At 60.1% G+C, this 24,344-nt stretch carries 20 protein-coding genes, 1 tRNA gene and 1 pseudogene; 16 read left to right on the top strand and 6 right to left on the bottom strand.

Annotated elements, in window-relative coordinates:
• The first annotated feature begins 34 nt into the window (after nt 1-34).
• Nucleotides 35-442, top strand: a complete 408-nt coding sequence (locus HPQ62_RS10055; RefSeq protein WP_174802422.1) for a DUF805 domain-containing protein — start codon at nt 35-37, stop codon at nt 440-442.
• A 131-nt stretch (nt 443-573) separates the two neighbouring features.
• Nucleotides 574-1,857 carry a lytic murein transglycosylase gene (locus HPQ62_RS10050; protein ID WP_244629635.1) on the top strand — a complete coding sequence of 428 codons (1,284 nt, stop codon included), beginning with the start codon at nt 574-576 and terminating at the stop codon, nt 1,855-1,857.
• 27 nt (nt 1,858-1,884) lie between these two features.
• Here HPQ62_RS10050 and HPQ62_RS10045 read toward each other — a convergent pair whose 3' ends face one another.
• Nucleotides 1,885-3,525 (bottom strand): MFS transporter, encoded by a 1,641-nt coding sequence (locus HPQ62_RS10045; RefSeq protein WP_174802421.1) that lies wholly within the window; start codon nt 3,523-3,525, stop codon nt 1,885-1,887.
• Between the two features lie 283 nt (nt 3,526-3,808).
• Here HPQ62_RS10045 and rimP point away from each other — a divergent pair, with 283 nt between their 5' ends.
• From rimP to infB, 4 genes are all read left to right on the top strand, one after another.
• Nucleotides 3,809-4,420: a ribosome maturation factor RimP gene (gene rimP, locus HPQ62_RS10040; protein WP_174802420.1), complete on the top strand. Its 612-nt coding sequence runs from the start codon at nt 3,809-3,811 to the stop codon at nt 4,418-4,420.
• An 81-nt stretch (nt 4,421-4,501) separates the two neighbouring features.
• Nucleotides 4,502-6,160, top strand: coding sequence for a transcription termination factor NusA (gene nusA / locus HPQ62_RS10035; RefSeq protein WP_174802419.1), 1,659 nt, complete (start codon nt 4,502-4,504; stop codon nt 6,158-6,160).
• A gap of 2 nt (nt 6,161-6,162) precedes the next feature.
• A complete protein-coding gene (locus tag HPQ62_RS10030) occupies nt 6,163-6,819 on the top strand; it encodes an RNA-binding protein (protein ID WP_174802418.1) in 657 nt (218 codons plus the stop codon).
• Between the two features lie 104 nt (nt 6,820-6,923).
• Nucleotides 6,924-9,653, top strand: coding sequence for a translation initiation factor IF-2 (gene infB, locus HPQ62_RS10025; protein WP_174802417.1), 2,730 nt, complete (start codon nt 6,924-6,926; stop codon nt 9,651-9,653).
• Nucleotides 9,654-10,245: 592 nt separating this feature from the next.
• Here infB and HPQ62_RS10020 read toward each other — a convergent pair.
• Genes HPQ62_RS10020 through HPQ62_RS10010 form a run of 3 tightly spaced genes read right to left on the bottom strand, consistent with a single transcriptional unit; the run spans nt 10,246 to nt 13,275 of the window.
• The gene (locus HPQ62_RS10020) at nt 10,246-11,517 is read right to left on the bottom strand and encodes an HlyC/CorC family transporter (protein WP_244629645.1); all 1,272 of its coding nucleotides are present in this window, start codon (nt 11,515-11,517) and stop codon (nt 10,246-10,248) included.
• Nucleotides 11,518-11,561: 44 nt separating this feature from the next.
• Nucleotides 11,562-12,689 carry a 3-dehydroquinate synthase gene (aroB, locus tag HPQ62_RS10015; RefSeq protein WP_174802415.1) on the bottom strand — a complete coding sequence of 376 codons (1,128 nt, stop codon included), beginning with the start codon at nt 12,687-12,689 and terminating at the stop codon, nt 11,562-11,564.
• Nucleotides 12,682-13,275, bottom strand: a complete 594-nt coding sequence (locus HPQ62_RS10010) for a shikimate kinase (protein ID WP_174802414.1) — start codon at nt 13,273-13,275, stop codon at nt 12,682-12,684. Before HPQ62_RS10010 ends, aroB begins: the two co-directional genes overlap by 8 nt.
• Before the next feature lie 78 nt (nt 13,276-13,353).
• On the opposite strand from HPQ62_RS10010, the gene xerD reads away from it, so the two are divergent.
• The 4 genes from xerD to HPQ62_RS09990 all read left to right on the top strand — a co-directional run bounded on the left by xerD (nt 13,354) and on the right by HPQ62_RS09990 (nt 16,933).
• On the top strand, nt 13,354-14,313 hold the full coding sequence (gene xerD, locus HPQ62_RS10005) for a site-specific tyrosine recombinase XerD (RefSeq protein WP_174802413.1): 960 nt from the start codon (nt 13,354-13,356) through the stop codon (nt 14,311-14,313).
• 75 nt (nt 14,314-14,388) lie between these two features.
• A complete protein-coding gene (locus HPQ62_RS10000) occupies nt 14,389-15,342 on the top strand; it encodes an acetyl-CoA carboxylase carboxyltransferase subunit alpha (protein WP_174802412.1) in 954 nt (317 codons plus the stop codon).
• A gap of 143 nt (nt 15,343-15,485) precedes the next feature.
• Nucleotides 15,486-16,694 (top strand): L,D-transpeptidase family protein, encoded by a 1,209-nt coding sequence (locus HPQ62_RS09995; protein WP_174802411.1) that lies wholly within the window; start codon nt 15,486-15,488, stop codon nt 16,692-16,694.
• The gene (locus HPQ62_RS09990; protein WP_174802775.1) at nt 16,688-16,933 is read left to right on the top strand and encodes a sulfurtransferase TusA family protein; all 246 of its coding nucleotides are present in this window, start codon (nt 16,688-16,690) and stop codon (nt 16,931-16,933) included. Before HPQ62_RS09995 ends, HPQ62_RS09990 begins: the two co-directional genes overlap by 7 nt.
• Before the next feature lie 110 nt (nt 16,934-17,043).
• Here the strand turns inward: HPQ62_RS09990 and HPQ62_RS09985 are convergent, their stop codons facing one another.
• Together HPQ62_RS09985 and HPQ62_RS09980 are read right to left on the bottom strand one after the other, a co-directional pair.
• On the bottom strand, nt 17,044-18,135 hold the full coding sequence (locus HPQ62_RS09985) for a CobW family GTP-binding protein (RefSeq protein ID WP_174802410.1): 1,092 nt from the start codon (nt 18,133-18,135) through the stop codon (nt 17,044-17,046).
• A 5-nt stretch (nt 18,136-18,140) separates the two neighbouring features.
• On the bottom strand, nt 18,141-19,223 hold the full coding sequence (locus tag HPQ62_RS09980; protein WP_174802409.1) for a D-alanyl-D-alanine carboxypeptidase family protein: 1,083 nt from the start codon (nt 19,221-19,223) through the stop codon (nt 18,141-18,143).
• 177 nt (nt 19,224-19,400) lie between these two features.
• Between HPQ62_RS09980 and HPQ62_RS09975 the strand changes: the two genes are divergently transcribed.
• From HPQ62_RS09975 to HPQ62_RS09950, 6 genes and pseudogenes are all read left to right on the top strand, one after another.
• Nucleotides 19,401-20,564, top strand: a complete 1,164-nt coding sequence (locus HPQ62_RS09975) for a M20 aminoacylase family protein (RefSeq protein ID WP_174802408.1) — start codon at nt 19,401-19,403, stop codon at nt 20,562-20,564.
• A gap of 202 nt (nt 20,565-20,766) precedes the next feature.
• Nucleotides 20,767-20,843: transfer RNA gene (locus HPQ62_RS09970), tRNA-Arg, on the top strand.
• 122 nt (nt 20,844-20,965) lie between these two features.
• On the top strand, nt 20,966-21,943 hold the full coding sequence (gene thyX / locus HPQ62_RS09965; protein WP_194246312.1) for an FAD-dependent thymidylate synthase: 978 nt from the start codon (nt 20,966-20,968) through the stop codon (nt 21,941-21,943).
• A 148-nt stretch (nt 21,944-22,091) separates the two neighbouring features.
• Entirely contained in the window at nt 22,092-23,174 is a 1,083-nt protein-coding gene (locus HPQ62_RS09960; protein ID WP_174802407.1) for a DNA cytosine methyltransferase, read from the top strand.
• A gap of 2 nt (nt 23,175-23,176) precedes the next feature.
• Nucleotides 23,177-24,205, top strand: a complete 1,029-nt coding sequence (locus HPQ62_RS09955; protein ID WP_174802406.1) for an HD domain-containing protein — start codon at nt 23,177-23,179, stop codon at nt 24,203-24,205.
• Between the two features lie 52 nt (nt 24,206-24,257).
• Nucleotides 24,258-24,344 (top strand): annotated as a pseudogene (locus tag HPQ62_RS09950) (IS5/IS1182 family transposase); the annotation flags it as partial.

The following is a 24,344-nucleotide window of genomic DNA, read 5'->3' as shown; positions in this document are numbered from 1 at the left end:
GGTAGCTTGTCTACGGGGAAAACAGGGGAAAGACATGACCAAGACATCGATTGTGGGCCGCGAGCACCGCGAGGTGGGATTCGTCGAGGCACTGAAACTCGCATTTTCGAATTACGTTCTGTTCAGCGGCCGCTCGTCGCGCGGCGCGTTCTGGTTCTGGATCCTCTGGACGCTGATCATCTCCATCGTCCTGAGCGGCATCGATTCGGCTCTGTTCGGCGGCGCGAAGGTCGGCTATCTCGGCGGTATCTGGAACCTCGTGACCTTCATTCCCGGCATCGCCATCGGCGCCCGAAGGCTCCATGACATCAACCGGACCGGCTGGTGGCAGCTGATCGGCATCACGGTCATCGGCGTGTTCGTCCTGATCTACTGGTTCTGCAAGCCGGGTCAGGCGCAGACCAATGATTTCGGCCCGGATGTGGAAGCCGGCAGGCAATAGCAGAGGCCCGGTCCCGATCGCAGTCGTTTTGACGGGCATGCGCGCCATTGCAATGCCCGCAAACGGCCATATTTGATTCACGGTTCAGTAACCCTGTTGCTGGAGAATCCGCGCGAAAAAGGAGACCGTGCATGACCCGATTCCGCCCGCTGATGGCCATCCGACTGTTTGGCGCCGTATGTGCGATTGCCCTTGCCTTCATTGCGGGGGCCGGGTTCTCCTCGGTTGCCAACGCCTATGACCGGGCAAGCGTCGACCGCCAGTTCAGCCAGTGGCTTGCCACCGACATGCGCCAGGCGGCGCTGAAATCGGGCGTTTCGGCCGCGGTCTACGACAGGTCTACCCAGGGTCTTTCGATCAACTGGTCGCTGCCCGATCTGGTGCCGCCCGGCACCAAGCCGCCGGCCGAGCGCCGCCAGACCCAGCCGGAATTTTCCGAACCCGGTCCCTATTTCAGCGAGAACAACATGAATTATCTCGCGGTCAAGGGACGAAAGCTCTATAACCAGTACAAGCCGGTGCTCGACCGGATTGAGGCGCAATACGGCGTTCCCGGCCGGATCGTGCTGGCGATCTGGGGCCGCGAAATGGGCTATGGTGCTGCGGAGGAGAAGTACGACATCCTCCAGGTACTCGGCACCAAGGCCTTCATGACCTCGTCGCGCCAGCAGATGTTCCAGCGTGAGTTCATCGCCGCGCTGCAGATCATCCAGAGCGGTGCAGCACCCCTCGACAAGCGCAAGGCTTCGTGGGCCGGCGCCTTCGGACAGCCGCAGCTGATGCCGTCGAACTTCATGAACTATGCCGTCGATTTCGATGGCGACGGCGTGATCGACGTCTGGGATTCGGTCCCCGATTCGCTTGCGACCATTGCCAAGCATCTCGCCAGCGACGGCTGGGAGCGGGGCCGCGACTGGGGCTATGAGGCCGTTATTCCCGACAACGTTTCCTGCGCCCAGGAAGGGCCGGACAATGCGCGGGCGATTTCGCAGTGGACCAAGCAGGGCATCACCCGCATCGGCGGCAAGGCCTTTCCGGCAGAGGAACTGCGCAAGCCCGGCATGATGCTGGTGCCGCAGGGCCGCTATGGACCGGAATTCATCGTCACGCCGAATTTCTACGTGCTGAAGGAATACAACAATTCCGACCTCTATGCCCTTTTCGTCGGCAATCTTGCCGACCGGATCCAGTATGGCATGGGCGCCTTCGCGCAGCCGTGGCAGAAGACCGGCACGCTGCTGCGCTCCGATGTGGCGGCCATGCAGAGGAAGCTCGAGGGCATGGGCTATGACGTCGGCGGCGCGGACGGCCTGGTCGGCTTCAAGACCCGCCGTTCGATCGGCGACTGGCAGGCACGAAACCGCTATCAGCAGACCTGCTGGCCGACCCCGGCGCTGAAGCAGGAACTGCTCTGAAGACCGGTGATCCCGGGCTCCACCCCCTCAGTGATGATGGGGGTGGACGTCATAGGGGCGGTTGAATACCACGTCGCGCGGCGGAATGGCCTGCCGCTCGATCATCCGCCGCACGCGCGGCATGCCGTCTTCCCGGTGCAATTCGCGCAGCCGGTCCATGTTTTCCGCATCGGCCTGGGTGCGGCGCTGGTTGTGGCGCACATAGTCGACCCAGGTCGGCGCATGGTAGGTCTCGAACCAGATGTCGGGCTCCTCGATATCACGCATCAGAGCCCATTTGCGTGCACCGTCCCGGAGCCGGATGCGCCGGCGCTCCACCATGAGACGCAAGAATTCCTCGGTATCGGCGCCCGCAATGACGAAACGCGTCTCGACCACGATCGGGCCTGAGCGGGCGAGCAGGTTGAGCGCGGGTTCGGGCGTGCGGAACCGGTTCAGCGGATCGAGGTTCAGGCTCTCAAGCGCCGGCATCTTGAACAGGAGCCCGCTTGCAGCGCCGAGCACGGCAACGCCGGCTGCGGCGAAGAACGCATGGGTAATGGTCAGGTCCTCCGCCACATAGCCCCAGAGCCAGCTCCCAGCCGCCATGCCGCCGAAGGCAGCCGTCTGGTATAGCGACAGTGCGCGTCCCACGACCCAGCGCGGCGTCGTGAGCTGCACCACCGTATTGAACAGCGAAAGCGCCAGCACCCAGCATCCGCCTGCGGCAAACAGGGCGATGCAGTCGAAGATGAGCGATGTCGACCATCCCATGATCAGCGCGCTTGCGCCATAGACCAGAAAGGCAAGCCGGACGATCGCCTCGTTGGAAAGCGTGGCCCTCAGTCGCGCATTGGCGAAAGCGCCGCCGATGGCGCCGATGCCGAAAGCCCCGAGCATGATGCCGAAGGTCTGCGGTCCGCCGTCGATGACGTCGCGGGCGACCAGCGGCAGGAGCGCCAGCGCCGAGACCGTTGCAAGGCCGAACAGGAAGGCACGCAGCAATACTTTCAGGATGTTCGGGGACATCACCACATAGCGCAGCCCGGCGCCGATGGCGGTGGTCATCTTTTCCCGCGGCAGCGGGCTTTCGGGACGTCTGAAATCCCAGCGGTAGATCACGGTCAGAAGGCCGAGATAGCTGAAGGCGTTGACCACGAAGGCCGCAGCAGCGCCGCCGATTGCAACGATCGTGCCGCCGAAGGCGGGGCCGACGCTGCGGGTGATGTTGAAGCCGACCGAGTTGAGGGTCACAGCGCCCGGCACATCCGAGCGCGGCACCATGTCACCCACGGAGGCCTGCCAGGACGGATTGTTGAGCGCATTGCCGCTGCCGATCAGGAAGGTGAAGGCGAGCAGCATCCATGGCGTGATGATGCCGGCGATGGCCGCAAGCGCAAGCGCGACGGATACCGCGAACATGAAGCTCTGGGCGGTCAGTATGACCCGCCGCCTGTCATAACCGTCGGCGATCGCGCCGGCGACAAGTGCGAACAGCATGACGGGCAGCGTGGTCGATGCCTGTACCAGCGCCACCATGCTCTCGGATTTGGAGATCGAGGTCATCATCCAGGCCGCGCCGACATTCTGGATCATGGTGCCGAGATTGGAGGCGATCGAGGCGAACCAGATGTTGCGGAAGGTCCCGTGCGCAAATGGGGCGAAAAGCGAGGGTGTCGCCTTGTTCATGGGTTCCTCCGGGCATTTTCTTGTTTGCGCGCGGCCACCAGTGGAATCGGTTGTGACTGCTGCCTGATTGCCGAAACATGAGTATAGGGCCGAAATCGGGCGATTGACCATATCCCGCAGATGACGGCCTGAGGCAGGATAAAACTTGCAATTTTCAGGCCGAGGGGTTATCTAGGCCTCAAATTCTTGATCGTCAGATGAAGAGTGGGGCCGCACGGACCCGCTCTTTTTTGTTTGGCGCGGCCAAAGGGCGCCGCAAGCCCGATGGGACAGATTTGAGGACATGGCTGACAAGGCAAGAGAAGAACGGCTGATCGTGGAAACCGGCATCGACAAGCGGATTGCCGACATGATCGAGCCGGTTCTGGAAGATATCGGTTTCAAGCTGGTGCGGGTAATGCTCTCCGGCCAGAACGGACTGACGCTCCAGATCATGGCGGAACGTTTCGATGGCACGATGACGGTGGAAGACTGCGAAGCGGTCTCCAAGGCGGTATCGCCGGTACTCGACGTCGAGGACCCGATCGATCGCGCCTATCATCTGGAAGTCTCCTCGCCCGGCATCGACCGGCCGATGGTACGCAAGTCCGACTTCTATCGTTGGAAGGGGCATCTCCTGAAATGCGAGACCTCGGTCATCGTCGAGGGGCGCAAGCGCTTTCGCGGCCGGATCATCGAAGCGGATGCCGACAATTTCACGCTTCTGCGCGACGGCGTTGCCTATGGCGAGCCGAACGAGGTGACGATCCCGTTTTCGGCGCTTTCCGATGCCAAGCTGGTGCTCACGGACGACTTGATCCGCGATGCGCTGAAGGCGGACAAGCTGGCCAAGGAAAAGGCCGCCAACGAAAACGAAGATGACAGCGGCGTTGAAAGCGACGCGGAAGAAAACTGAGAGCCGCCGCTTTCGAAAAGCGGGCGTGACACGAAATTCGCGTTTGCCTGAGGGCGCGCAGATAAACATGGAGACAGGAACATGGCAGTAAGTGCGAACCGGCTTGAACTGTTGCAGATCGCCGATGCAGTGGCACGCGAGAAATCGATCGATCGCGAGATCGTTCTGACCGCGATGGCCGACGCAATCCAGAAGGCTGCAAAGTCGCGGTATGGCTCCGAAACCAATATCCGCGCCGACATTAATCCGAAGACCGGCGAGATCCACCTGCAGCGCCTGCTCGAAGTGGTCGATGAAGCCGAGGATTACGGCACCCAGATCCCGCTCGCGCTCGCACTCGACCGCAACCCGGAAGCCAAGCTTGGCGACTTCATCGCCGATCCGCTGCCGCCGATGGATTTCGGCCGCATCGCCGCCCAGTCCGCCAAGCAGGTCATCGTCCAGAAGGTGCGCGAAGCCGAACGTGACCGCCAGTTCGACGAATACCGGGACCGCATCGGCGAGATCGTCAACGGCACGGTCAAGCGCGTCGAATACGGCAATGTCATTGTCGATCTCGGCCGTGGCGAAGCCATCATCCGCCGCGACGAGATGATCCCGCGCGAAGTGCCGCGCTATGGCGACCGCATTCGTGCCTATGTCTACGACGTTCGCCGCGAGCAGCGCGGCCCGCAGATCTTCCTGTCGCGCACCCATCCGCAGTTCATGGTCAAGCTGTTTGCCATGGAAGTACCGGAAATCTACGATGGCATCATCACCATCAAGTCGGTTGCCCGCGATCCGGGCTCGCGCGCCAAGATCGCCGTGATCTCGTCCGATTCGTCGATCGATCCGGTCGGCGCCTGCGTCGGCATGCGCGGTAGCCGCGTCCAGGCCGTCGTCGGCGAACTTCAGGGCGAGAAGATCGACATCATTCCGTGGTCGGAAGATCCGGCGTCCTTCATCGTCAATGCGCTGCAGCCGGCAGAAGTCGCCAAGGTTGTGCTGGATGAAGATGCCGAGCGCATCGACGTCGTGGTGCCGGACGACCAGCTGTCGCTGGCGATCGGCCGTCGCGGCCAGAATGTCCGCCTTGCCTCGCAGCTCACCGGCTGGGACATCGACATCATGACCGAGAACGAGGAATCGGAGCGCCGCCAGAAGGAGTTCAACGAGCGTTCGCAGCTGTTCATGGATGCGCTCGATGTTGACGAGATGGTCGGCCAGGTGCTGGCATCCGAAGGCTTTGCCGCCATCGAGGAACTCGCCTATGTCGAACTCGACGAGATTTCCTCGATCGAGGGCTTCGATGAGGAAACCGCCCAGGAAATCCAGATGCGCGCCCGCGAGCACCTGGAGCGTCTCGAGGCCGAGCTGGACGAGAAGCGCAACGCACTCGGCGTTTCCGACGACCTGCGCCAGATCGACGGCATGACGCTTGCCATGATGGTGGCGCTTGGCGAAGACGACATCAAGACCATGGAAGACTTCGCCGGCTGCGCTGCCGACGATCTCGTGGGCTGGTCCGAGCGCCAGAACGGCCAGACCAAGCGCTTCGAAGGCACGCTGTCGAGCTTCGATCTTTCCCGCGTCGAAGCGGAGAACATGATCGTGCAGGCGCGTCTCGCCATCGGCTGGATCACCGAGGAAGACCTTGCCGCCGATGTTGTCGAGGAAGAGGCTGACGCCGAAGGCGAAGACGAAACCCAGAATGAAGAGCACAACAACGAGGACGTGAACAGCGTATTTCCGAAGTCGTGAGCATGCCCCGAAAGGCGGTCGAGGAGGCGGCGATGAATGATCGCACCTGCATCGTCACCCGCAAGGCCGGCGAGGCGGATGATCTGATCCGCTTCGTCACCGGTCCGGATGGTCAGGTGGTGCCGGATCTGAAGCGCGAGCTTCCCGGCCGTGGCTGCTGGGTGACGCCGGAACGCTGGGCTGTTGACAAGGCTGTGGCGAAGGGCCTGTTTTCCAGGGCCTTCAAGCAGAAGGTCGAGGCGCCTGCCGATCTTGGACAGATGGTCGACATGTTGCTCGTGCGCCAGCTCGCGGGTATGATCAACATGGCGATCAAGGCCGGTGAGTTTGTGACCGGATCGGCCAAGGTGGATCTCGCCATCAGAAGTGGCGCAGCGCTTGCCGTGTTTCACGCAGCAGAGGCCGCGCCCGACGGGGTTCGCAAACTTGACCAGGCACGCACCGCCTTCATGCATCTCAGCGAGGCCGATGCGCCGATTCCGTCGCTCAGGCCCTTCGAAGAGGGCGAAATCAGCAGTCTTTTGCATGAGAATGCGTTTAAACACGCCGCAGTGCTTGCGGGAAAGGCCGGTGAAGGTGTAGTGAAGCGCGCAATAACACTTCAAAGGTACCGGTTAGAACCCGGAACCGAAGGAAAAGCCGCGATGACGAACACATGACGACGTCACGGAAGTTGGCCGGACGCCAAATTATGAATTTTTAGGCGGGAACGCGCCGCCTCCATGTGTGGAGGACGGTTCCCGCGCCAAGGAACGGGAACCGAATGACGGACAATAAAGACGACAAGACACTCGACAATGCAGGCAAGAAGACGCTCAAGCTCAAGCCGTCGGGTGTAAGCCAGGGCACCGTGCGCCAGGATATGGGCCGCGGTCGCAGCAAGGCGGTCGTGGTTGAAACACGCAAACGCCGGATCCACAAGCCCGGTGAAGAAGCAGCCGCAGCGCCCGCAGCACCGCGCGCGCCTGCGCCGCAGGCGAGCCAGCCGCGTGCCGGCGAGACCCGCAGGAACGACGATCGACAGACGCATCAGCCGAAGGGCCAGCCTTCGCGCCCGGGTGGCCAGAACCGCCCGCGCGGCGGACAGCCCGACCGTGGTGGCGCCGGCGGCCAGAATCGCCAGCGCGGCAACGTTCTGCATGATCTTTCGCAGGGCGAGATGGATGCCCGCCGCCGTGCACTGGTGATGGCACAGCAGCGCGATGCCGAAGACGCCGAACGCCGCAAGCGCGAAGCCGAAGAAGCCCGCATTGCCGAGGAAAAGGCAAAGCGCGAGGCCGAAGAACAGGCAAAGCGCGACGCCGAGGAAGCCAAGGCACGTGCTGCCGAGCCGGCTCCGGCCGTCGAAGAAAAGCCCGCCGAGGCGGAAGCCCCTGCCGCGCCTGATCTTCCCCCGGGTGAGGATGCCAAGCCGAGCCGGACCGCACAGCGTCCGCGTCCGGCCACGCGCGCTGCAACCGAAGACGAAGACAGCCTTGCCCGCGGCCGCAAGCCGCGCCGCGAGGGCGAGGATGATGGCGGTCCGGCACGCGGCAAGGCGCTGCGCCCCGACACGACGCCCAAGCCCGCTTCGCGCCCGAAGGGTGCGGCTGAGCGCCGTCGCGGCAAGCTGACGGTTACGGCCGTCACCGGCGACGAGGATGGCGGCAGCCAGCGCGGTCGTTCGCTGTCGGCGATGCGTCGCCGCCAGGAGAAGATGCGCCGCGCCCAGATGCAGGAGCCGCGTGAGAAGGTTCTGCGCGAGGTCATCCTGCCGGAAACTATCACCATTCAGGAACTGTCGCAGCGCATGTCCGAACGCTCGGTCGATGTGATCAAGTACCTGATGAAGGAAGGGCAGATGATGAAGCCCGGCGACGTGATCGATGCCGATCTCGCCGAACTGATCGCCACCGAATTCGGCCACACCGTCAAGCGCGTTGCCGAATCGGACGTGGAAGAGGGGATCTTCGACGTCAAGGATGACGATGCCGATCTGGAATCGCGCGCTCCGGTGGTCACCATCATGGGCCACGTCGACCACGGCAAGACCTCGCTGCTCGATGCCATCCGCCACGCAAACGTGGTCTCCGGCGAAGCCGGCGGCATCACCCAGCATATCGGTGCCTATCAGGTCGAGCAGGACGGTCAGAAGATCACCTTCATCGACACCCCCGGCCACGCCGCCTTCACGGCGATGCGTGCCCGTGGCGCGCAGGCGACCGATATCGCGATCCTGGTGGTTGCCGCAGACGACAGCGTGATGCCGCAGACGATCGAATCGATCAGCCACGCAAAGGCTGCCGGTGTTCCGATCATCGTGGCGATCAACAAGATCGACAAGCCGGACGCTGACCCTCAGAAGGTGCGCACCGCGCTGCTTCAGCATGAGGTGTTCGTGGAAACCATGGGCGGCGATACGCTGGAAGTCGAAGTGTCTGCCAAGACCGGCAAGAACCTCGACAAGTTGCTCGAGGCGATCCTGCTGCAGTCCGAAATCCTCGACCTCAAGGCCAATGCCGAACGCACCGCCGAGGGCGTCGTCATCGAAGCCCAGCTCGACCGCGGCCGTGGTTCGGTTGCGACCGTTCTCGTCCAGAAGGGCACGCTGAAGCCGGGACAGATCGTTGTTGCCGGCGACCAGTGGGGCCGCGTGCGCGCGCTGGTCAACGACCGTGGCGATCACGTCAAGGAAGCGGGGCCGTCCATGCCGGTCGAAATTCTCGGCCTCAGCGGCACGCCCGCTGCCGGTGACCGCTTTGCCGTCGTCGAGAACGAAGGCAAGGCCCGTGAAGTGTCCGAATACCGCCAGCGGCTTGCCCGCGACAAGGCGGCGGCCCGTCAGTCCGGTTCGCGCGGTTCGCTCGAGCAGATGATGAGCCAGCTTCAGGATACCGGCCTCAAGGAATTCCCGCTGGTGATCAAGGGCGATGTGCAGGGCTCGGTCGAAGCCATCATCGCGGCGCTCGACAAGCTCGGCACCGACGAGGTTCGGGCGCGGATCGTCCATTCGGGCGTGGGCGGCATCACCGAGTCGGATATCTCGCTTGCCGAGGCTTCGGATGCGGCGATCATCGGCTTCAACGTCCGTGCCAATGCACAGGCCCGTCGCGCCTCCGAACAGGCCGGCATCGAGATCCGCTACTACAACATCATCTACGATCTGGTGGACGATGTGAAAGCGGCGATGTCGGGTCTGCTTTCGCCGGAACGTCGCGAGACCTTCCTCGGCAATGCGGAGATCCTCGAGGTCTTCAACATTACCAAGGTCGGCAAGGTCGCGGGTTGCCGCGTCACCGAGGGACGCATGGAACGCGGTGCCGGCGTCCGCCTTGTCCGCGACAACGTGGTCATCCACGAGGGCAAGCTGAAGACGCTGAAGCGCTTCAAGGACGAAGTCTCCGAAGTGCCGGTCGGCCAGGAATGCGGCATGGCCTTCGAGAACTACGAAGACATCCGCGCAGGCGATGTCATCGAAGCCTTCCGCGTCGAGCACGTCACGCGCACGCTCTGATCTTCAGGGTACAATGGAAATCGAAAGGGCCGGCAGCGATGCCGGCCTTTTTTTGTTGTTTCTGAATGGTTGCCTAGGGTTGCCGCGAAGTGCGAGTTCGTTGAGCGATGAACGGTACAGCCTATCATCTCCCCCTTGAGGGAAGGGCCATCGCACGTGGCCAATTCCGGAGAATCGAAATGGGAGCTGATTGCAATCGTGTGAAGAAAAAGTGCTCCAAGATTCCAGCTTGTCGACAAGCGTCTACCACATCCGGGGTCATCCTCGGGCTTGACCCGAGGATCCAGGCCGCCCGGCAAGGTCTCATTATAAATATTCGCAAATTCAGTGGCTTAATTGCCTGGATGCTCGGATCAAGTCCGGGCATGACACAAGAACGAAGGACCGATGACAGAGGATGGTCAAAGCTTGGCGCTTTGTCAGCAGTCTGAGATTCCACGTTTGTTCGGCATATGCGATACCCTTGGCCTAAAGGGGGAGATTGGGAACGGGGAGGCCTTTGGTGGGGCTACGCCTCATGATTCGGCGTTCACCCGTCAAGGCAGTGCACTCAGCCAATGCAGCGCTCAGGCAGAACGACCGTTCCGCCCCATTACTTCGCCGGCGGCGTTGCCGTGGCTGCGGCGCCGAGGGGGCGGATGCGGAGCTTGGTGATGCGGTTCTTCTCGCGTTTCATCACGATGAAGCGCTTGCCGTAGAAGGTGAACGACTGGCGCTCTTCCGGAATGGTCTGGCTCTCGTGGATCACGAGACCCGCAATCGTGGTCGCCTCTTCATCGGGCAGGTTCCAGTCGAGCGCGCGGTTGAGGTCACGGATCGGAACCGTGCCGTCGACCACGATCGAGCCATCGGCCTCCTGCTGGACGCCGGAGATTTCCAGGTCGTGTTCGTCGGCGATGTCGCCCACGATTTCTTCCAGAATGTCCTCGAGTGTCACGATGCCCTGCACCTCGCCATATTCGTCGACGACGACGGCGATATGGACCTTGCGGCGCAGAAATGCGTTGAGCTGGTCCTTCAGATTGGTGCTGTCGGGCACGAACCACGGCTTCTGCGCCACTTTGACGATGTCGATGGTGGAGGGCGTGGCATTGGGTTCGGCAAGCGCGCGGGAGAGATCCTTCGAATGCACGACCCCGATGATGTTGTCGATCGAGCCGCGCCAGACCGGGAGCCGCGTATAGGGGCTTTCGAGCACGGTTTTTACCGCTGCCTCGGGCGCATCGTCGGCATTGACGGCGCGCATGGCGGTGCGGTGGATCATCACGTCGGAGACTTCGAGCTCGCCGAGATCGAGCACGCCGCCGAGGCGGTCGCGGTCGGCCTTGATCACGGAGCCTTCGCGGTGGAGAAGATCGACGGCACCGCGCAGTTCCTCGTGTGCGGTCAGCATTTCCGTGCCCTTGGACAAGGTTACGCCGAAGACGCGCAGGATCAGGCGCACCGCGATGTTGACGAGGCTCGACAGCGGGCCAACGACAATCACGAATATCCGGACCAAAGGCGAGACCACCAGCGCAAACCGGTCGGTGGCCGAGATCGCCCAGCTCTTCGGCAGCACTTCGGCGAAGATCACCAGAAGCGCGGTCATGATCAGCGTGGCATAGGCGACGCCGCTGTCGCCGAAAACGCGCAGGAACAAGGTGGTCGTAAGCGACGAGGCAAGAATGTTGACGAGGTTGTTGCCGATCAGGAGCGCGCCGATCAGCCGGTCGCGCCGCGCGATCATGGCATTGACGAAGCCGGCGCGGCGGTCGCCCTGCTGCTCCAGCGTGTGCATGCGCGCGCGCGAAACCGCCGTCAGCGCCGTCTCGGAGCCTGAAAAGAAAGCCGAAACGACGATCAGGCCGAAGATGATCGCCATGGTCGGTCCGTATTCGGCAAAGAAGTGCGAAATATCGCCTGTGGTCATTGCGGATGTTTTTCCGTCAGAAACGCCAGAACCTCGGAGGGCGGAACATCGTCTGCGATGAAGGCTTCTCCGATGCCGCGTGTAAGGATGAAGGTAAGCCTTCCGGCTTTCACCTTCTTGTCCTGGCCAATGGCATCCATCAATATATCGGGTGGAGGCAGCTCTCCGTCAATATCAGCCATGGATGTTGGCAGACCCGCCTGCGTGAGATGCGCTGCGACGCGTTTGGCGTCATCCGGGCTTGCAAGGTTCATGCGGGCAGAGAACTCGTGCGCCAGCACCATGCCGATCGCCACGCCCTCGCCATGCACCAGCCGTGCGCTGTCGTAGCCGGTTGCCTTTTCCAGCGCGTGGCCGAAGGTATGGCCCAGGTTCAAAAGTGCGCGGCGGCCGTTTTCGCGCTCGTCGGCGGCCACCACGGCGGCCTTCGCCTCGCAGCTTTTCGCGATCGCCTCGATCCGGGCCGCGCCGCCCTCGAACACGGCGTTCCGGTTTTCCTCGAGCCATCGAAAGAAATCCGGTTGGTCGATCAGCCCGTATTTTACAACCTCGGCATAGCCGGCGGCAAATTCGCGCCGGCTCAGCGTATCAAGCGTTGCGGTATCGGCAAGCACCAGATCCGGCTGGTGGAAAGCGCCGACAAGGTTCTTGCCATGGCGCGAATTGATGCCGGTCTTGCCGCCGACGGAGCTGTCGACCTGGGCAAGCAGCGATGTCGGGGCCTGGATGAAATGCACGCCGCGCCGGGCGATGGCTGCGGCAAAGCCGGTCAGATCGCCGATCACCCCGCCGCCGAGCGCGATCACCGCGTCGCCGCGTTCGATGCGGGCTTCGAGGATGAAATCGGTCACGGCCGTCAGATTGTCGAAATTCTTGGTCTTCTCGCCGGCGGCAAGCGTCATCGCGAAGGTTTCGATGCCGTCGGTCTGAAGGCTCTCGGCCAGCGTGTCGAGATAGAGCGGTGCGACATTCTCGTCGGAAATGATCGCCACCTTGCGGCAGTCGAGTCGGGCAAGGGTCTCGCCGCCTGCGCTTTGCAGCAGATCGGGACCGATCAGGATGTCGTAGCTGCGCGCGCCAAGATCGACGCGGACGATTCGCTTGTCTGAAACCAGCTCAGTCATGGGATTTCTTTCCTTGATCAAGGGTCGCCAGCGCCTTCAGCACGTCGCGCATCACCGCTTCCTTGCGGACATTGCGGGAGTGGACGGTGATCTCGGCCTCGCCGTAGATCGGGTAGCGGCTGTCCATCAGGTCTTTCAACGTCTGTTTCGGGTTCTCGGTCTTCAGGAGCGGTCTGGTGTGGCGTCGCTTGACGCGGTCCCACAGCGTTTCAAGATCGGCCTTCAGCCACAGCGACAGGCCGGAGCGGGCTATCAGTGCCCGGTTGACCGGGTTGATGAAGGCGCCCCCGCCGGTGGAGACGATGGCGGGGCCTTCCGTCAGCACGCGCTCGATCACCCGGGTTTCGAGCGCCCGGAACTCCGGCTCGCCGTAAGCTGCGAAGATATCTGCGATCGTCATCTGCGCGGCGGATTCGATTTCCTGGTCGGTGTCGATATAGGGCAGCGCAAGGTGTGCGGCGAGGAGCTTGCCGATCGCGCTCTTGCCGGCGCCCATGAGCCCCACCAGAATCAGATTGCGGCCGGCCAGACCCGCAAGCGCCTTTTGCTTCAGCCCCGTTCCGCCCGTGTCTTGTTTTACGTTCATTGTGCGCCCATTCTTGTCCAGTCACGTATCGGCAAATGCCGCCAAGGCGTCAAGGCGAAGGGTGGCGAATTCGCGTTCATGCAACAGGAGTTGACCGTATTGGACCTTTCCGGCGCCCATATCGAGGCCTTCATCGAAATGCTGAGCGCCGAACGCGGCGCGGCCGCCAACACGCTTTCCGCCTACCAGCGCGATCTCGACGACTACCGCGACTTCCTGATCGATCGTGGCGTTTCCGCCGATACGGCGACGTCCGCCGATGTCTCCTCCTATCTGTCTGATCTTTCCGGACGGGGCTTTGCTGCAAGCTCGCAGGCCCGCCGCCTTTCTGCGCTGAAGCAGTTCTACCAGTTCCTCTATGCCGAAGGGCTGCGCGGCGATGACCCGACCGGAGTGATCGATGCGCCGAAGAAGGCGCGTCCGCTGCCCAAGACGATGTCGGTTGCCGATGTCGACCGGCTGCTCGAACTTGCCGCGGAAGAGGCGCGCATGCCAGGCCCGCAGCATTTCGAGCGGCTGCGTCTGAGCGCGATGCTGGAAACGCTCTACGCCAGCGGCATGCGCGTGTCGGAACTCGTCACGCTGCCCGCGAATGTGATGAAGAAGCGTGAGCGGTTTCTGACGGTGCGCGGCAAGGGCAACAAGGAACGCGCTGTGCCGCTGTCGCGGCGCGCGCTCGACGCGCTCACCGCATTCGACGCCGAGCGCATGCGCCTGTCGCCGGATGATGACAATCCTTATCTGTTCGCCTCGGGGGGCGCTGCCGGCCATCTGTCACGTCAGGTCTTTGCCCGCGACCTGAAGGGCCTTGCCGCCCGGGCGGGGCTGAAAACGGCCGCGATTTCCCCGCATGTGCTGCGTCACGCCTTTGCAAGCCATCTGTTGCAGAACGGTGCGGACCTGCGCGCGGTGCAGGAAATGCTGGGTCATGCCGATATTTCCACCACGCAAATCTACACACATGTTCTGGAAGAACGGCTGCGCGCGCTTGTTGAAATGCATCACCCCCTTGCAAAAGAAGCCAAAAAACGGGATTAAGCGGCACAATATTGTAAGTGGAAGCCCGGCAGCGATGGTTTCGGGCGCGGCGGAAAACCCAGGGAAGAAGCGACCATGTACAGTTATCTCGATTTCGAAAGGCCGATTTCCGATCTTGAAGCCAAGATTATCGAGCTGAAGAAACTGGCCGACGATGGCGAGAGCATCGACACATCGGAAGAGATCGCGCGACTGGAAACCCGCGTCAGCGAAGCCATGACCGATATCTATGGCAAGCTTTCGCCCTGGCAGAAGGCGCAGGTTGCCCGCCATCCGCAGCGTCCCCATTTCGTGGATTATGCACGGCGGCTGTTCACCGATTTCACCACCGTTGCCGGCGATCGCAATTTCGGCGAGGACGCGGCAATCCAGGCAGGCTTTGCCCGGTTCCGCGGTCGCCCTGTCGCCGTGATCGGTGAGGAGAAGGGCCACGATACCAAGAGCCGGCTGAAGCATAATTTCGGCATGCCGCGGCCGGAAGGCTACCGCAAGGCAATCCGCGTGATGGAGCTTGCTGACCGCTTCAAGCTGCCGGTGATCTCGATCGTGGACACCCAGGGCGCCTATCCGGGCGTCGGTGCGGAGGAGCGCGGCCAGGCCGAGGCCATCGCCCGTTCCACCCAGATGTGTCTCCGGATCGGCGTGCCGATGATCACGCTGGTGATCGGGGAAGGCATGTCCGGCGGCGCAATCGCGATTGCTGCGGCCAACCGGGTCTACATGCTGGAGCATGCGATCTATTCGGTGATTTCGCCCGAAGGGGCAGCCTCGATCCTCTGGCGCGATTCCGCCCGTGCCAAGGAAGCGGCCACCAACATGAAGATCACCGCGCAGGATCTGAAGGAATTCGGCATCGTCGAGCAGATCATCCCCGAACCGGTCGGCGGCGCGCACCGCAATGCCGATACCGTGATCGATGCGTCCGGCGACCAGATCGCCGATGGTCTTTCGGAATTCGACGGCAAGTCTGCGGAAGAAATCCGCAACATGCGCCGCCAGAAATTCCTCGCCATCGGCCGCAATCTGTAGGGTGTTTGCTGCTTTCTGCGGGGGCGCCAGCGCCTGCGGAAAGAAACAGTTAACGCTTTCTTGAACTTTAGCGGTGCATTATGATAGCGAATTCGCGGCGGTGAACCGTTGCGTTCAATGCGAAAATCCGGCAGGTTCTATTCATGCGCTTGACTGTACTGGCCCCGATGATCTTCGCCACGATGGCGCTCACGGGCTGCAACAGCTTTTTTGACAGTACCGACTTCTCCACTGTGCAGGAGAAGATGAACTATTCTTTGCCTTCCACCATGGTGGCGAAGATGTCCAAGCGCAACATGTCCAAGAATGCTCCGATCACCATCCGCATCTTCAAGGAAGAGGGCGTCCTGGAGATCTGGAAGCAGACGCGCAACGGCACCTATGGCGAACTCGAAACCTACGAGATCTGCGCCTGGTCCGGCAAGCTCGGGCCGAAGAAGAAGGAAGGCGACCGTCAGGCGCCCGAAGGCTTCTATCCGCTGTCGAAGGGCCTGCTGAACCCGTATTCGCAGTATTTCCTGGCCATCAATACCGGTTTTCCGAACCGCTATGACCGCGCCAACCAGTTCACCGGTTCCGATCTGATGATCCACGGCGCCTGCTCGTCGCGCGGCTGCTATTCGATGACGGACGAGCAGATCCTCGAGATTTTCGCGCTGGCACGCGATGCGTTTGCCGGCGGCCAGCAGGCAATCATGCTGCAGGCCTATCCGTTCCGGATGACCGCCGACAACATGGCGCGTCACCGCTACAACGAGAACTATCCCTTCTGGCAGATGCTGAAGGAAGGCTATGACTATTTCGACGTCACCCACAAGGTGCCGGACGTCGATGTGTGCGGCGGGTCGTATGTCTTCAACAAGGACCCGGTCAATGGCGGCGACGTCGCTTCGGACCGCGAATGCCCGGTCATGGCCTCCAATATCCCGACCCAGGACATGATGCCGCTTGCGACCAACCGCACGTCCTACGAGAAGGCGTTTGCGGAGGCGCTCGAGGAAAACGACGACAAGGTCTGGATCGATCCGACCGAAGCGGAGCGCAAGGCGCTTGTTGCGGATCTGCGCAAGGACCCGATGGATGCGCTTTACCAGCCGACCGGTCCTTCGCTCGAAGCCGGCCGCTACATCACCATCGACGAGTATCGGATTGCCAAATACGGCCCGGTGGAAAAGCCTGCCGAGGTCCCGGTAGAAATCGATACCGCCACCCAGACGGCTGCAATCCCGGAAACGCCTGCCGCGCCTGCGGCGCCCGCTGCGGTCCCGGTTCCGGAGCCGAGCCCCATGGCAGCCTATGCCGAGCCCGAACAGCCGAAGAAGGGCGACAAGCCGTTCTGGAAATTCTGGTGAGCGAGAGCCAATCGCAGCCGCACTTTCATTATGATCTGAAGGGACTGAAATGCCCGCTGCCGGCGCTGAAGGCCGGCAAGCGGCTTGCAGCCCTTGCGCCTGGAAGCGTGCTGACGGTGGAAACCACCGATCCGCTGGCGGTCATCGACATACCCCACCTTTGTCAGGAAGCCGGCCACCGGCTGATTACAAGCGAGGCGACCGCAACCGGTCACCGCTTTGTCATTAAGCGCGCATAGGCCAACAAAGCCTGCCCGCAGGCACAGCACATCGCCTTGTCCGACTGTTGAGGGCTTCCTGTTTGAACAATAGCAGTGCCTGAAGGTGTTCTTCCGCAGCCGCCTTGACCCTAGCGTTTGAAGCCGAAGGCGGAAAGCGGGTTTTCCTCGAGCGCCGCGCGGTCCGGCCGGTCGATGGCCGGGCGATCCAGATAGGTTTCGAACAGCGCGCGCACCGCATTTTCCGAAAGGTCCGCCCCGATCACGACGAGCTGCGTCTGCGGCTCACTGCCGTGAGGCCATTTCGCGAGGAAGCGGGGCGGGTAGACAGTCGGGCCGACGCCATGGACCACGAGCGGCCGTGGTTCGCCTGCAAGGGCCACGACGCCCTTCACCCGCAGGATATGGTCGCCGTGTTCGGCGGCAAGCCGGTGCAGGAAGGCCTCGATGACGCCGCGGGAGGCGACGGTGGCGGCAATCAGCGAAAAGGCGCGGATGTGCTCACTGTGCCGGTTGACGTCGTGGTGATGGTGGTGGGCGTGTCTGGACGCCTCGGCACTCAACCAGTCACCGACCTGACGTGGCTTTCTTGCCGGATCGAACAGGCCAGCGACCAGAAGATGGGGGCGGGAGGCCTCAGGCGCGCTGCCATCGACGATCTCGGCCATCGGATTGATCGCTGCAAGCGCGCGTTCAAGCGCTGCAACCGCTTCCCCGTTGGCAAGGTCGGTCTTGGTGATGACGAGGCGGTCGGCGACGGCTGCCTGCCGGACGGCCTCATCGTGGCGTTCGAGCGTCGTCATGCCGGCGACGGCATCCACCAGCGTCACCACGCCATCGATGCTGAAGGTTGAGGCGATGACGGGATGGGCCATGATGGCCATCAGCACCGGTACCGGATCTGCAAGGCCGGTGGTTTCGATGATCACCCTGGAGACCGGCCGGACCCGTCCGGTCTGCATGCGGTCGGTGAGTTCAGCCAGCGTATCGATCAAGGCGCCGCGCACGGTACAGCAGAGGCAGCCATTGGCGAGTTCGATGATGGAATCGCCGGAGCTTTCGACAAGCAGGTGGTCAATGCCGACCGCGCCGAATTCATTGATGATCACGGCTGCATCCGCGAGGGCGGGATCTGCGAGCAGGCGGTTGAGCAGCGTCGACTTTCCGGCGCCTAGAAAGCCGGTGACGATGGAAACCGGTATCGGGGATTGCGGCTGATACATGTCTATTAGCGGGGCCTGGCGATGGGCAGGGGCACATAGGTGAGCGTGTCAAGCGTTGCCGCGACCGTTTCGGTGTCGTTTGGCAGGCGGTAGGCGTCGACGGTCGGGTAAACCTTGGGCAAAGGCTTCAGATAGGGCGACTTGAAGATGTAATTGCCGTCCTCGTCGCGAATGTCGCCGCGGTTTTCGACGGCCTGCGCCGTGCAGACCTCGTTGGTGATATCGGCAACCGGACGGTCCGGCGCGGGCGGAGGCAGGAAGGACGCAAGCTCTGGCCCGTTGCGGTCATTGGTGGTGAGGCCTGCCTGCAGCAGTTCCGCCGCCTTGTCGGCGCGCGCCGGCACGCTGTTTGCGCCGAACGCGACAGCGATCACCTCGCGCCCGTCGCGGGCAGCGGAGGATACCTGATTATAGCCCGAGGCGCAGACAAAGCCGGTCTTCATGCCGGTCGCCCCGTCGAAATTGCCGACCAGCAGGTTGGTGTTGCGGTATTTGCCGCTGTTCGACTGGATGCCGGGAATGGTGAAATAGTAGTGGTATTCGGGAAAGTCCCGATCAATCGCAAGCGCCAGAACGGCCATGTCGCGGGCGGTGGTATACTGGCCCGGCTGCGGATTGGCGAGCGAGGTCATGCCATTGGCATTGACGAAATGCGTATCCACCATGCCGAGCTGGGCAGCCTTCGCATTCATCCGCGCAATGAAGGCTTGACGTCCGCCGATCGCGGCATCGGCGACGGCGTGGGCGGCATCATTGGCCGAATGCACCAGCATCATCTTCAGGGCGTCATCGACGGTCACGCGCGTTCCCGGCGCGAAATACATCTTCGAGGCCGGTTCGTTGGCCGCTGCCGCCGAAAAGGTGATTGCCGCACGTGGATCGAGACGGCCTGCCTTCAGATCCTCGAACACCAGATAGGCCGTCATCAGCTTGGTCAGCGAGGCGGGAAACCATTTCTTAAAGGGTTCGTTGGAAAACAGCACGCGGCCCGTCTTGGCATCGACCACGATATAGGGATTGGCATAGGCTGCGGAGCCCGCGACCATCAGCACGGCGACGAGCAGCGCGCCCGCGATCGTCCGGACCATCGCGCGGGTCCTCGATTTCATCCTGGCCATTTGAAACACGAAAGCTCTCTCCACTTGCCTGTGGGTTGTTATCGATATACGCCTTGAAGGGCACATCTCTTGGTGGGCTCCCATCCAAGCCCTCTCAATGTTAGCGCGTTTTACAACGAATTTTTGAAAAATTCAGAGGTATCATTAATGCCGGTGCTGAACTATGCCGCCGAACTTCAAAGTCAAGCGAAAGAATGGCGGCGGCACCTGCACCGGTATCCCGAACTGCTTTATGACGTTCACGCAACCGCTGCGTTCATAGCAGACAAATTGCGGCAGTTCGGTGTCGATGAGGTTGTCGAGGGTATCGGCCGTACCGGCGTCGTCGGCATCATCCGCGGCAATGGCGGCGCGGGGCGCACGATCGGCCTGCGCGCCGACATGGATGCCCTGCCGATCGAGGAGACCACGGGGCAGGAATGGCGCTCGACCCTCAGCGGCAAGATGCATGCCTGCGGCCATGACGGCCACATGGCGATGCTGCTGGGTGCTGCAAGATACCTTTCCGAAACGCGCAATTTCACGGGCGAGGTCGCCGTGATCTTCCAGCCCGCCGAAGAGGGCGGCGGCGGCGGCAAGGCGATGATCGAGGACGGTCTTATGGACCGTTTCTCGATTGCCGAGGTCTACGGCATGCATAATTTCCCGGGGCTTCCTGTCGGGCAGTTCGCAATCCGCTCCGGCCCGATCATGGCGGCCACCGACGAGTTCCGGATCTTGGTCAGGGGGAAGGGCGGCCACGCCGCCCAGCCGCAGAAGACGATCGATCCGATCATTGTCGGAACCCAGATCGTCGGCGCGATGCAGACGATCGTCTCGCGCGTTGCCGATCCCGTCAGCGCGCTGGTGGTCTCGGTCACCGAGTTTCATGCAGGCTTTGCGCATAACGTGATCCCGTCGGAGGCGGAGCTCGGCGGCACGGTGCGCTCGTTCACGCCCGAAAACCGGGAAATGGCCGAAAGCCGGATCAGAGCGCTCGCGGAAGGGCTGGCAGCGGCCCATGGTGCCTCTGCCGAAGTGACCTATACCCGCAACTATCCGCCGACCGTCAATCACGAGATCGAAACCCTTCATGCCGTCGAGGCCGCGATCGCGGTCGCGGGCGAAGAGAGCGTCGATACCGCCTTTGCACCCTGGACCGCGGCGGAGGATTTTTCCTACATGCTGGAAGCCCGCCCGGGTGCCTTCATCATGCTTGGCAATGGCGACAGCGCCGGACTGCACAATCCGGACTATGATTTCAACGACGAGGCCCTCGCTTACGGCATATCCTACTGGGTTCGCCTCGCCGAAAGCCGGCTTTCCGCATAGCTCCCCCCGCTCCGCTACAAAAACAGGGCTTTTCATCAGCGCGCTGCTTTTGTATGGAGGGGCAAGTGGTCCCGTAGCTCAGCAGGATAGAGCATCAGATTCCTAATTCGATGCTCTTGAAACGGAAAGGCGAACCGGATCATAAGCATAGGCCTCGTCGGTATAGACCAAGTACCGAATAGGCACCGTAAACTGCCTAATTGGTCCCGTAGCTCAGTAGGATAGAGCGCGAGATTCCTAATCTCGAGGCCACTGGTTCGAATCCAGTCGGGATCACCATCACTCCGTCCCCTCAATACGAATGAAAACGTCTAAGCTGCCATTGCCATAAAGACGCAACGACCGAATGGTATGTGGTAATATCGGTCTATTGTTGAAGAATAGGTTGCGGAGAGTTTCACTTGTCAAAAAATGAAAAAATCCACGGGGAGGATTCCGAGATAGAGCTCTCTCGAGCTGAGAGCTTTCCCACCCGGCGTGCAACCGTACCAGCTCTAGAAGAAGTCCTTTTCACCAGAATTCCGATTCTCGATTCCGGCTTCATCAGGGTCATTGACTACATGGGAGACGATGCAGCCATCGTGCAGGCCGCACGCGTATCCTATGGTAGGGGCACACGAAAGGTCAGTGAAGACAGAGGACTAATCAGGTACCTGATGCGGCACCAGCACACCACGCCCTTTGAAATGCCGTCGATCAAGTTCCACGTCAAGTTGCCGATTTTTGTGGCACGGCAATGGATACGCCATAGGACGGCCTCGGTGAATGAGTACTCGGCAAGATATTCGATCTTGGAGCGTGAATTTTATCTGCCAGCGCCAGATCAGTTGGCCGAGCAATCCAGCTCGAATCGCCAAGGGCGTAGCACAGCGCTAACTCTGGAGGATGCGCAGCAGGTATTGGAACTTTTGGCTTCCGATGCCCAGCGCAACTACGAGCACTATGTCTGGATGCTCAATGAGGACGAACACGGCAACGTGCAGGATGACGCCCGGAGCGGCCTCGCACGCGAACTGGCAAGGATGAATTTGACGCTCAACACATATACCCAGTGGTACTGGAAAACTGATCTGCACAATCTTTTCAATTTCCTGCGCCTTAGGGCAGACACTCACGCTCAATATGAAATTCGGATATACGCACAAGCGATGATGCAAATCGCTTCGAAATGGGTACCAATGTCCTTTGAAGCGTTCGAAGAATACCGCCTGGGCGCCGTCTCCCTCTCGCGTACTGCTAAACAAGTACTCACCGCCATGTTGTGCGGCAAAGATGCCTCACCCTACATTGCAAAACTGAGCAAGCGGGAGTGGGATGAGCTCCGATCTCAGTTTGGGTTGCCAGACAACAATTCAGGTGCCGGGCAATCGGAAAGCTGATACAAAATTGACCGATTAAAATGTCGCAATAGTTGCAAATTATCGTAGCGCACTCGAAATAGCGCTTATTTCCGTGTCCAGCAGTTGAAAACTAAGATCTAATCCGCTCTTATGCGCTCCATGCATATTATTTTTTATTGGGGGGTATATGCGGGGAATCGACATCTTTTCAGGAGTCGGAGGAATGTCGATTGGCGCGGCAATGGCTGGCGTCAAAACCTGCCTTGCCGTCGAAATCGACCGATACGCCGCAAGTGCCTACGCTTTAAATCACCCAAGTACTAAAGTTATTTGCGCTGACATCCGTTCGGTGGATTTTTCAAAATACAGATCGGACGAAGAAACTGTAGTATTTGGCGGCCCACCGTGCCAAGGGTTTTCCACATCCAATCAACGAACCCGAAGTTCGACCAACCAAAATAATTGGCTATTTAAAGAGTTCTTGCGTGCGGTGCAGGAAATTGAGCCAGAATGGGTTGTGTTTGAAAATGTCAAAGGCATCACGGAAACCGAAGGTGCAAAATTTTTGCAACTCGTTGTCGCTGGGCTCGAAGCATTAGGGTACCGTGTCAATTTTACCGTTTTGAATGCACGCGACTACGGTGTACCTCAGAGCAGATCAAGACTGTTCGTGGTAGCGAACTCGTCTAGCCGACATTTTGAATTCCCTCCGCCAATCCACACCAAGCCTTTGACGGTTCGCGACGCCATCGCAGACCTACCCGCTTTGAAAAACGGGGCAGGAGTTGACGTGCTAGGATACGAGCTGCGGCCCATTTCCAACTACTCAAGGCTTTTGAGGCAAGGCGGCACCACGTCTGTTAGTGGAAACTTGGTTACAAAAAATGCACCTGAAATTCTTGAACGGTACAGGCACATTCCTCAGGGTGGCAATTGGGAAGATATCCCCGAATATTTGATGTCTAATTATAAAGATCGTTCGCGATGCCACACTGGAATATATCGACGACTTGAATGGGACCAACCCGCGGTAACTATAGGCAACTTCCGAAAGAACATGCTTGTTCATCCTGGAGAGGATCGCGGTCTTTCAGTTCGTGAAGCTGCGCGCCTTCAATCATTCCCAGATTCGTTCAGATTTTTCGGCTCGATTGGATTTCAACAACAACAAGTAGGAAATGCTGTACCGCCATTGCTATCAAAAGTTGTATTCCAGCAGGTGATGAGCGACATTTTGCCGACCGTTCATGCTATAGAGGCTGCGGAATAACGATGAACATTATTGACAACAGCCTTGAGAAAACACTCGAACAGCTTTGCTCAAACAACACAAACGAACTTCCATTCGACAACTCAAAACACACTTATTTCGCCCGATATATGGAGATGGCAGAAAAGCTCAATAGGGAGTTTCACGACCATGTTCTAGCGGGAAGCTCCGCGATCGATGGCGGAATCCTCACAGATCACGGCCCGGACCACATTAAAACCGTCATACAGCGGGCCTCAATTCTGCTCAACAATCCAAACAATCGATACCGCCTGTACGGGTACGAAATTTATCTTCTGCTTTGTGCAATCCATTTTCATGATCTTGGCAATATCAATGGCCGCGAAAAGCACGAAAAGCGCGTAGTCTCTATGATGGAGTACGTAAAAGATTACCTTGGCGATGCTATCGAAAAAGACATGATCCGCCAGATTGCGTCGGCACATGGCGGAGAAATCAACGGAGATCCCGATACAATTTCGTATCTTTCCCCTACTGAACCCCTCAACGGGATTGATGTCAGGCCACGAATGTTGGCCGCCATACTGAGGTTCTCTGACGAAATAGCAGATGACCATCATCGCGCTAACAAAGCACTTCAGAGACTGGGGGCAATACCAAAACAAAGCGAGATATTCCACAAATACGCATCATCGCTTCATTCTGTAATGGTACGAGACGACTGCCAATCTATAGAATTAAGCTATTCTATATCATTGGATGATATTCAAAATAAATTTCCAAAATTAAATAAAAATACAAAACGGTACCGTTCAGAATACATTGTAGATGAAATACTATCAAGACTATTCAAGATGTACAACGAAAGAACTTACTGTAATAGATTCATGAGTCCTATAGTAAATATTAGATCTATAAGCGTAAGAATTCGAGCTTCAAAGTATTCAAAAGAAATAGGAGAGAAGTTACCGGAGATATCATTCAGGCTTGAAGAGGCTGGATACCCATCCGGCCATGCGGACGGGATATACGCTCTCTCGAATGACTTAGGCCGTAAACTCATAAACTGATGGGTTCACGATGAGTGCTCGTTTTGATTCAATGGCTTCCTGAAAGGAACCCTTGATGAGACGACGTTTTGATCTGACGGATTTCGAGTGGGCGGTTATCGAGCCGCTTCTTCCCAACAACAGCCGCGGCGTGCCGAGG

Origin of the sequence: Martelella limonii, from assembly GCF_013344475.1 — a bacterium.
GTDB lineage: Bacteria > Pseudomonadota > Alphaproteobacteria > Rhizobiales > Rhizobiaceae > Martelella > Martelella limonii.
This window is presented reverse-complemented; position numbering and strand designations above follow the sequence as displayed.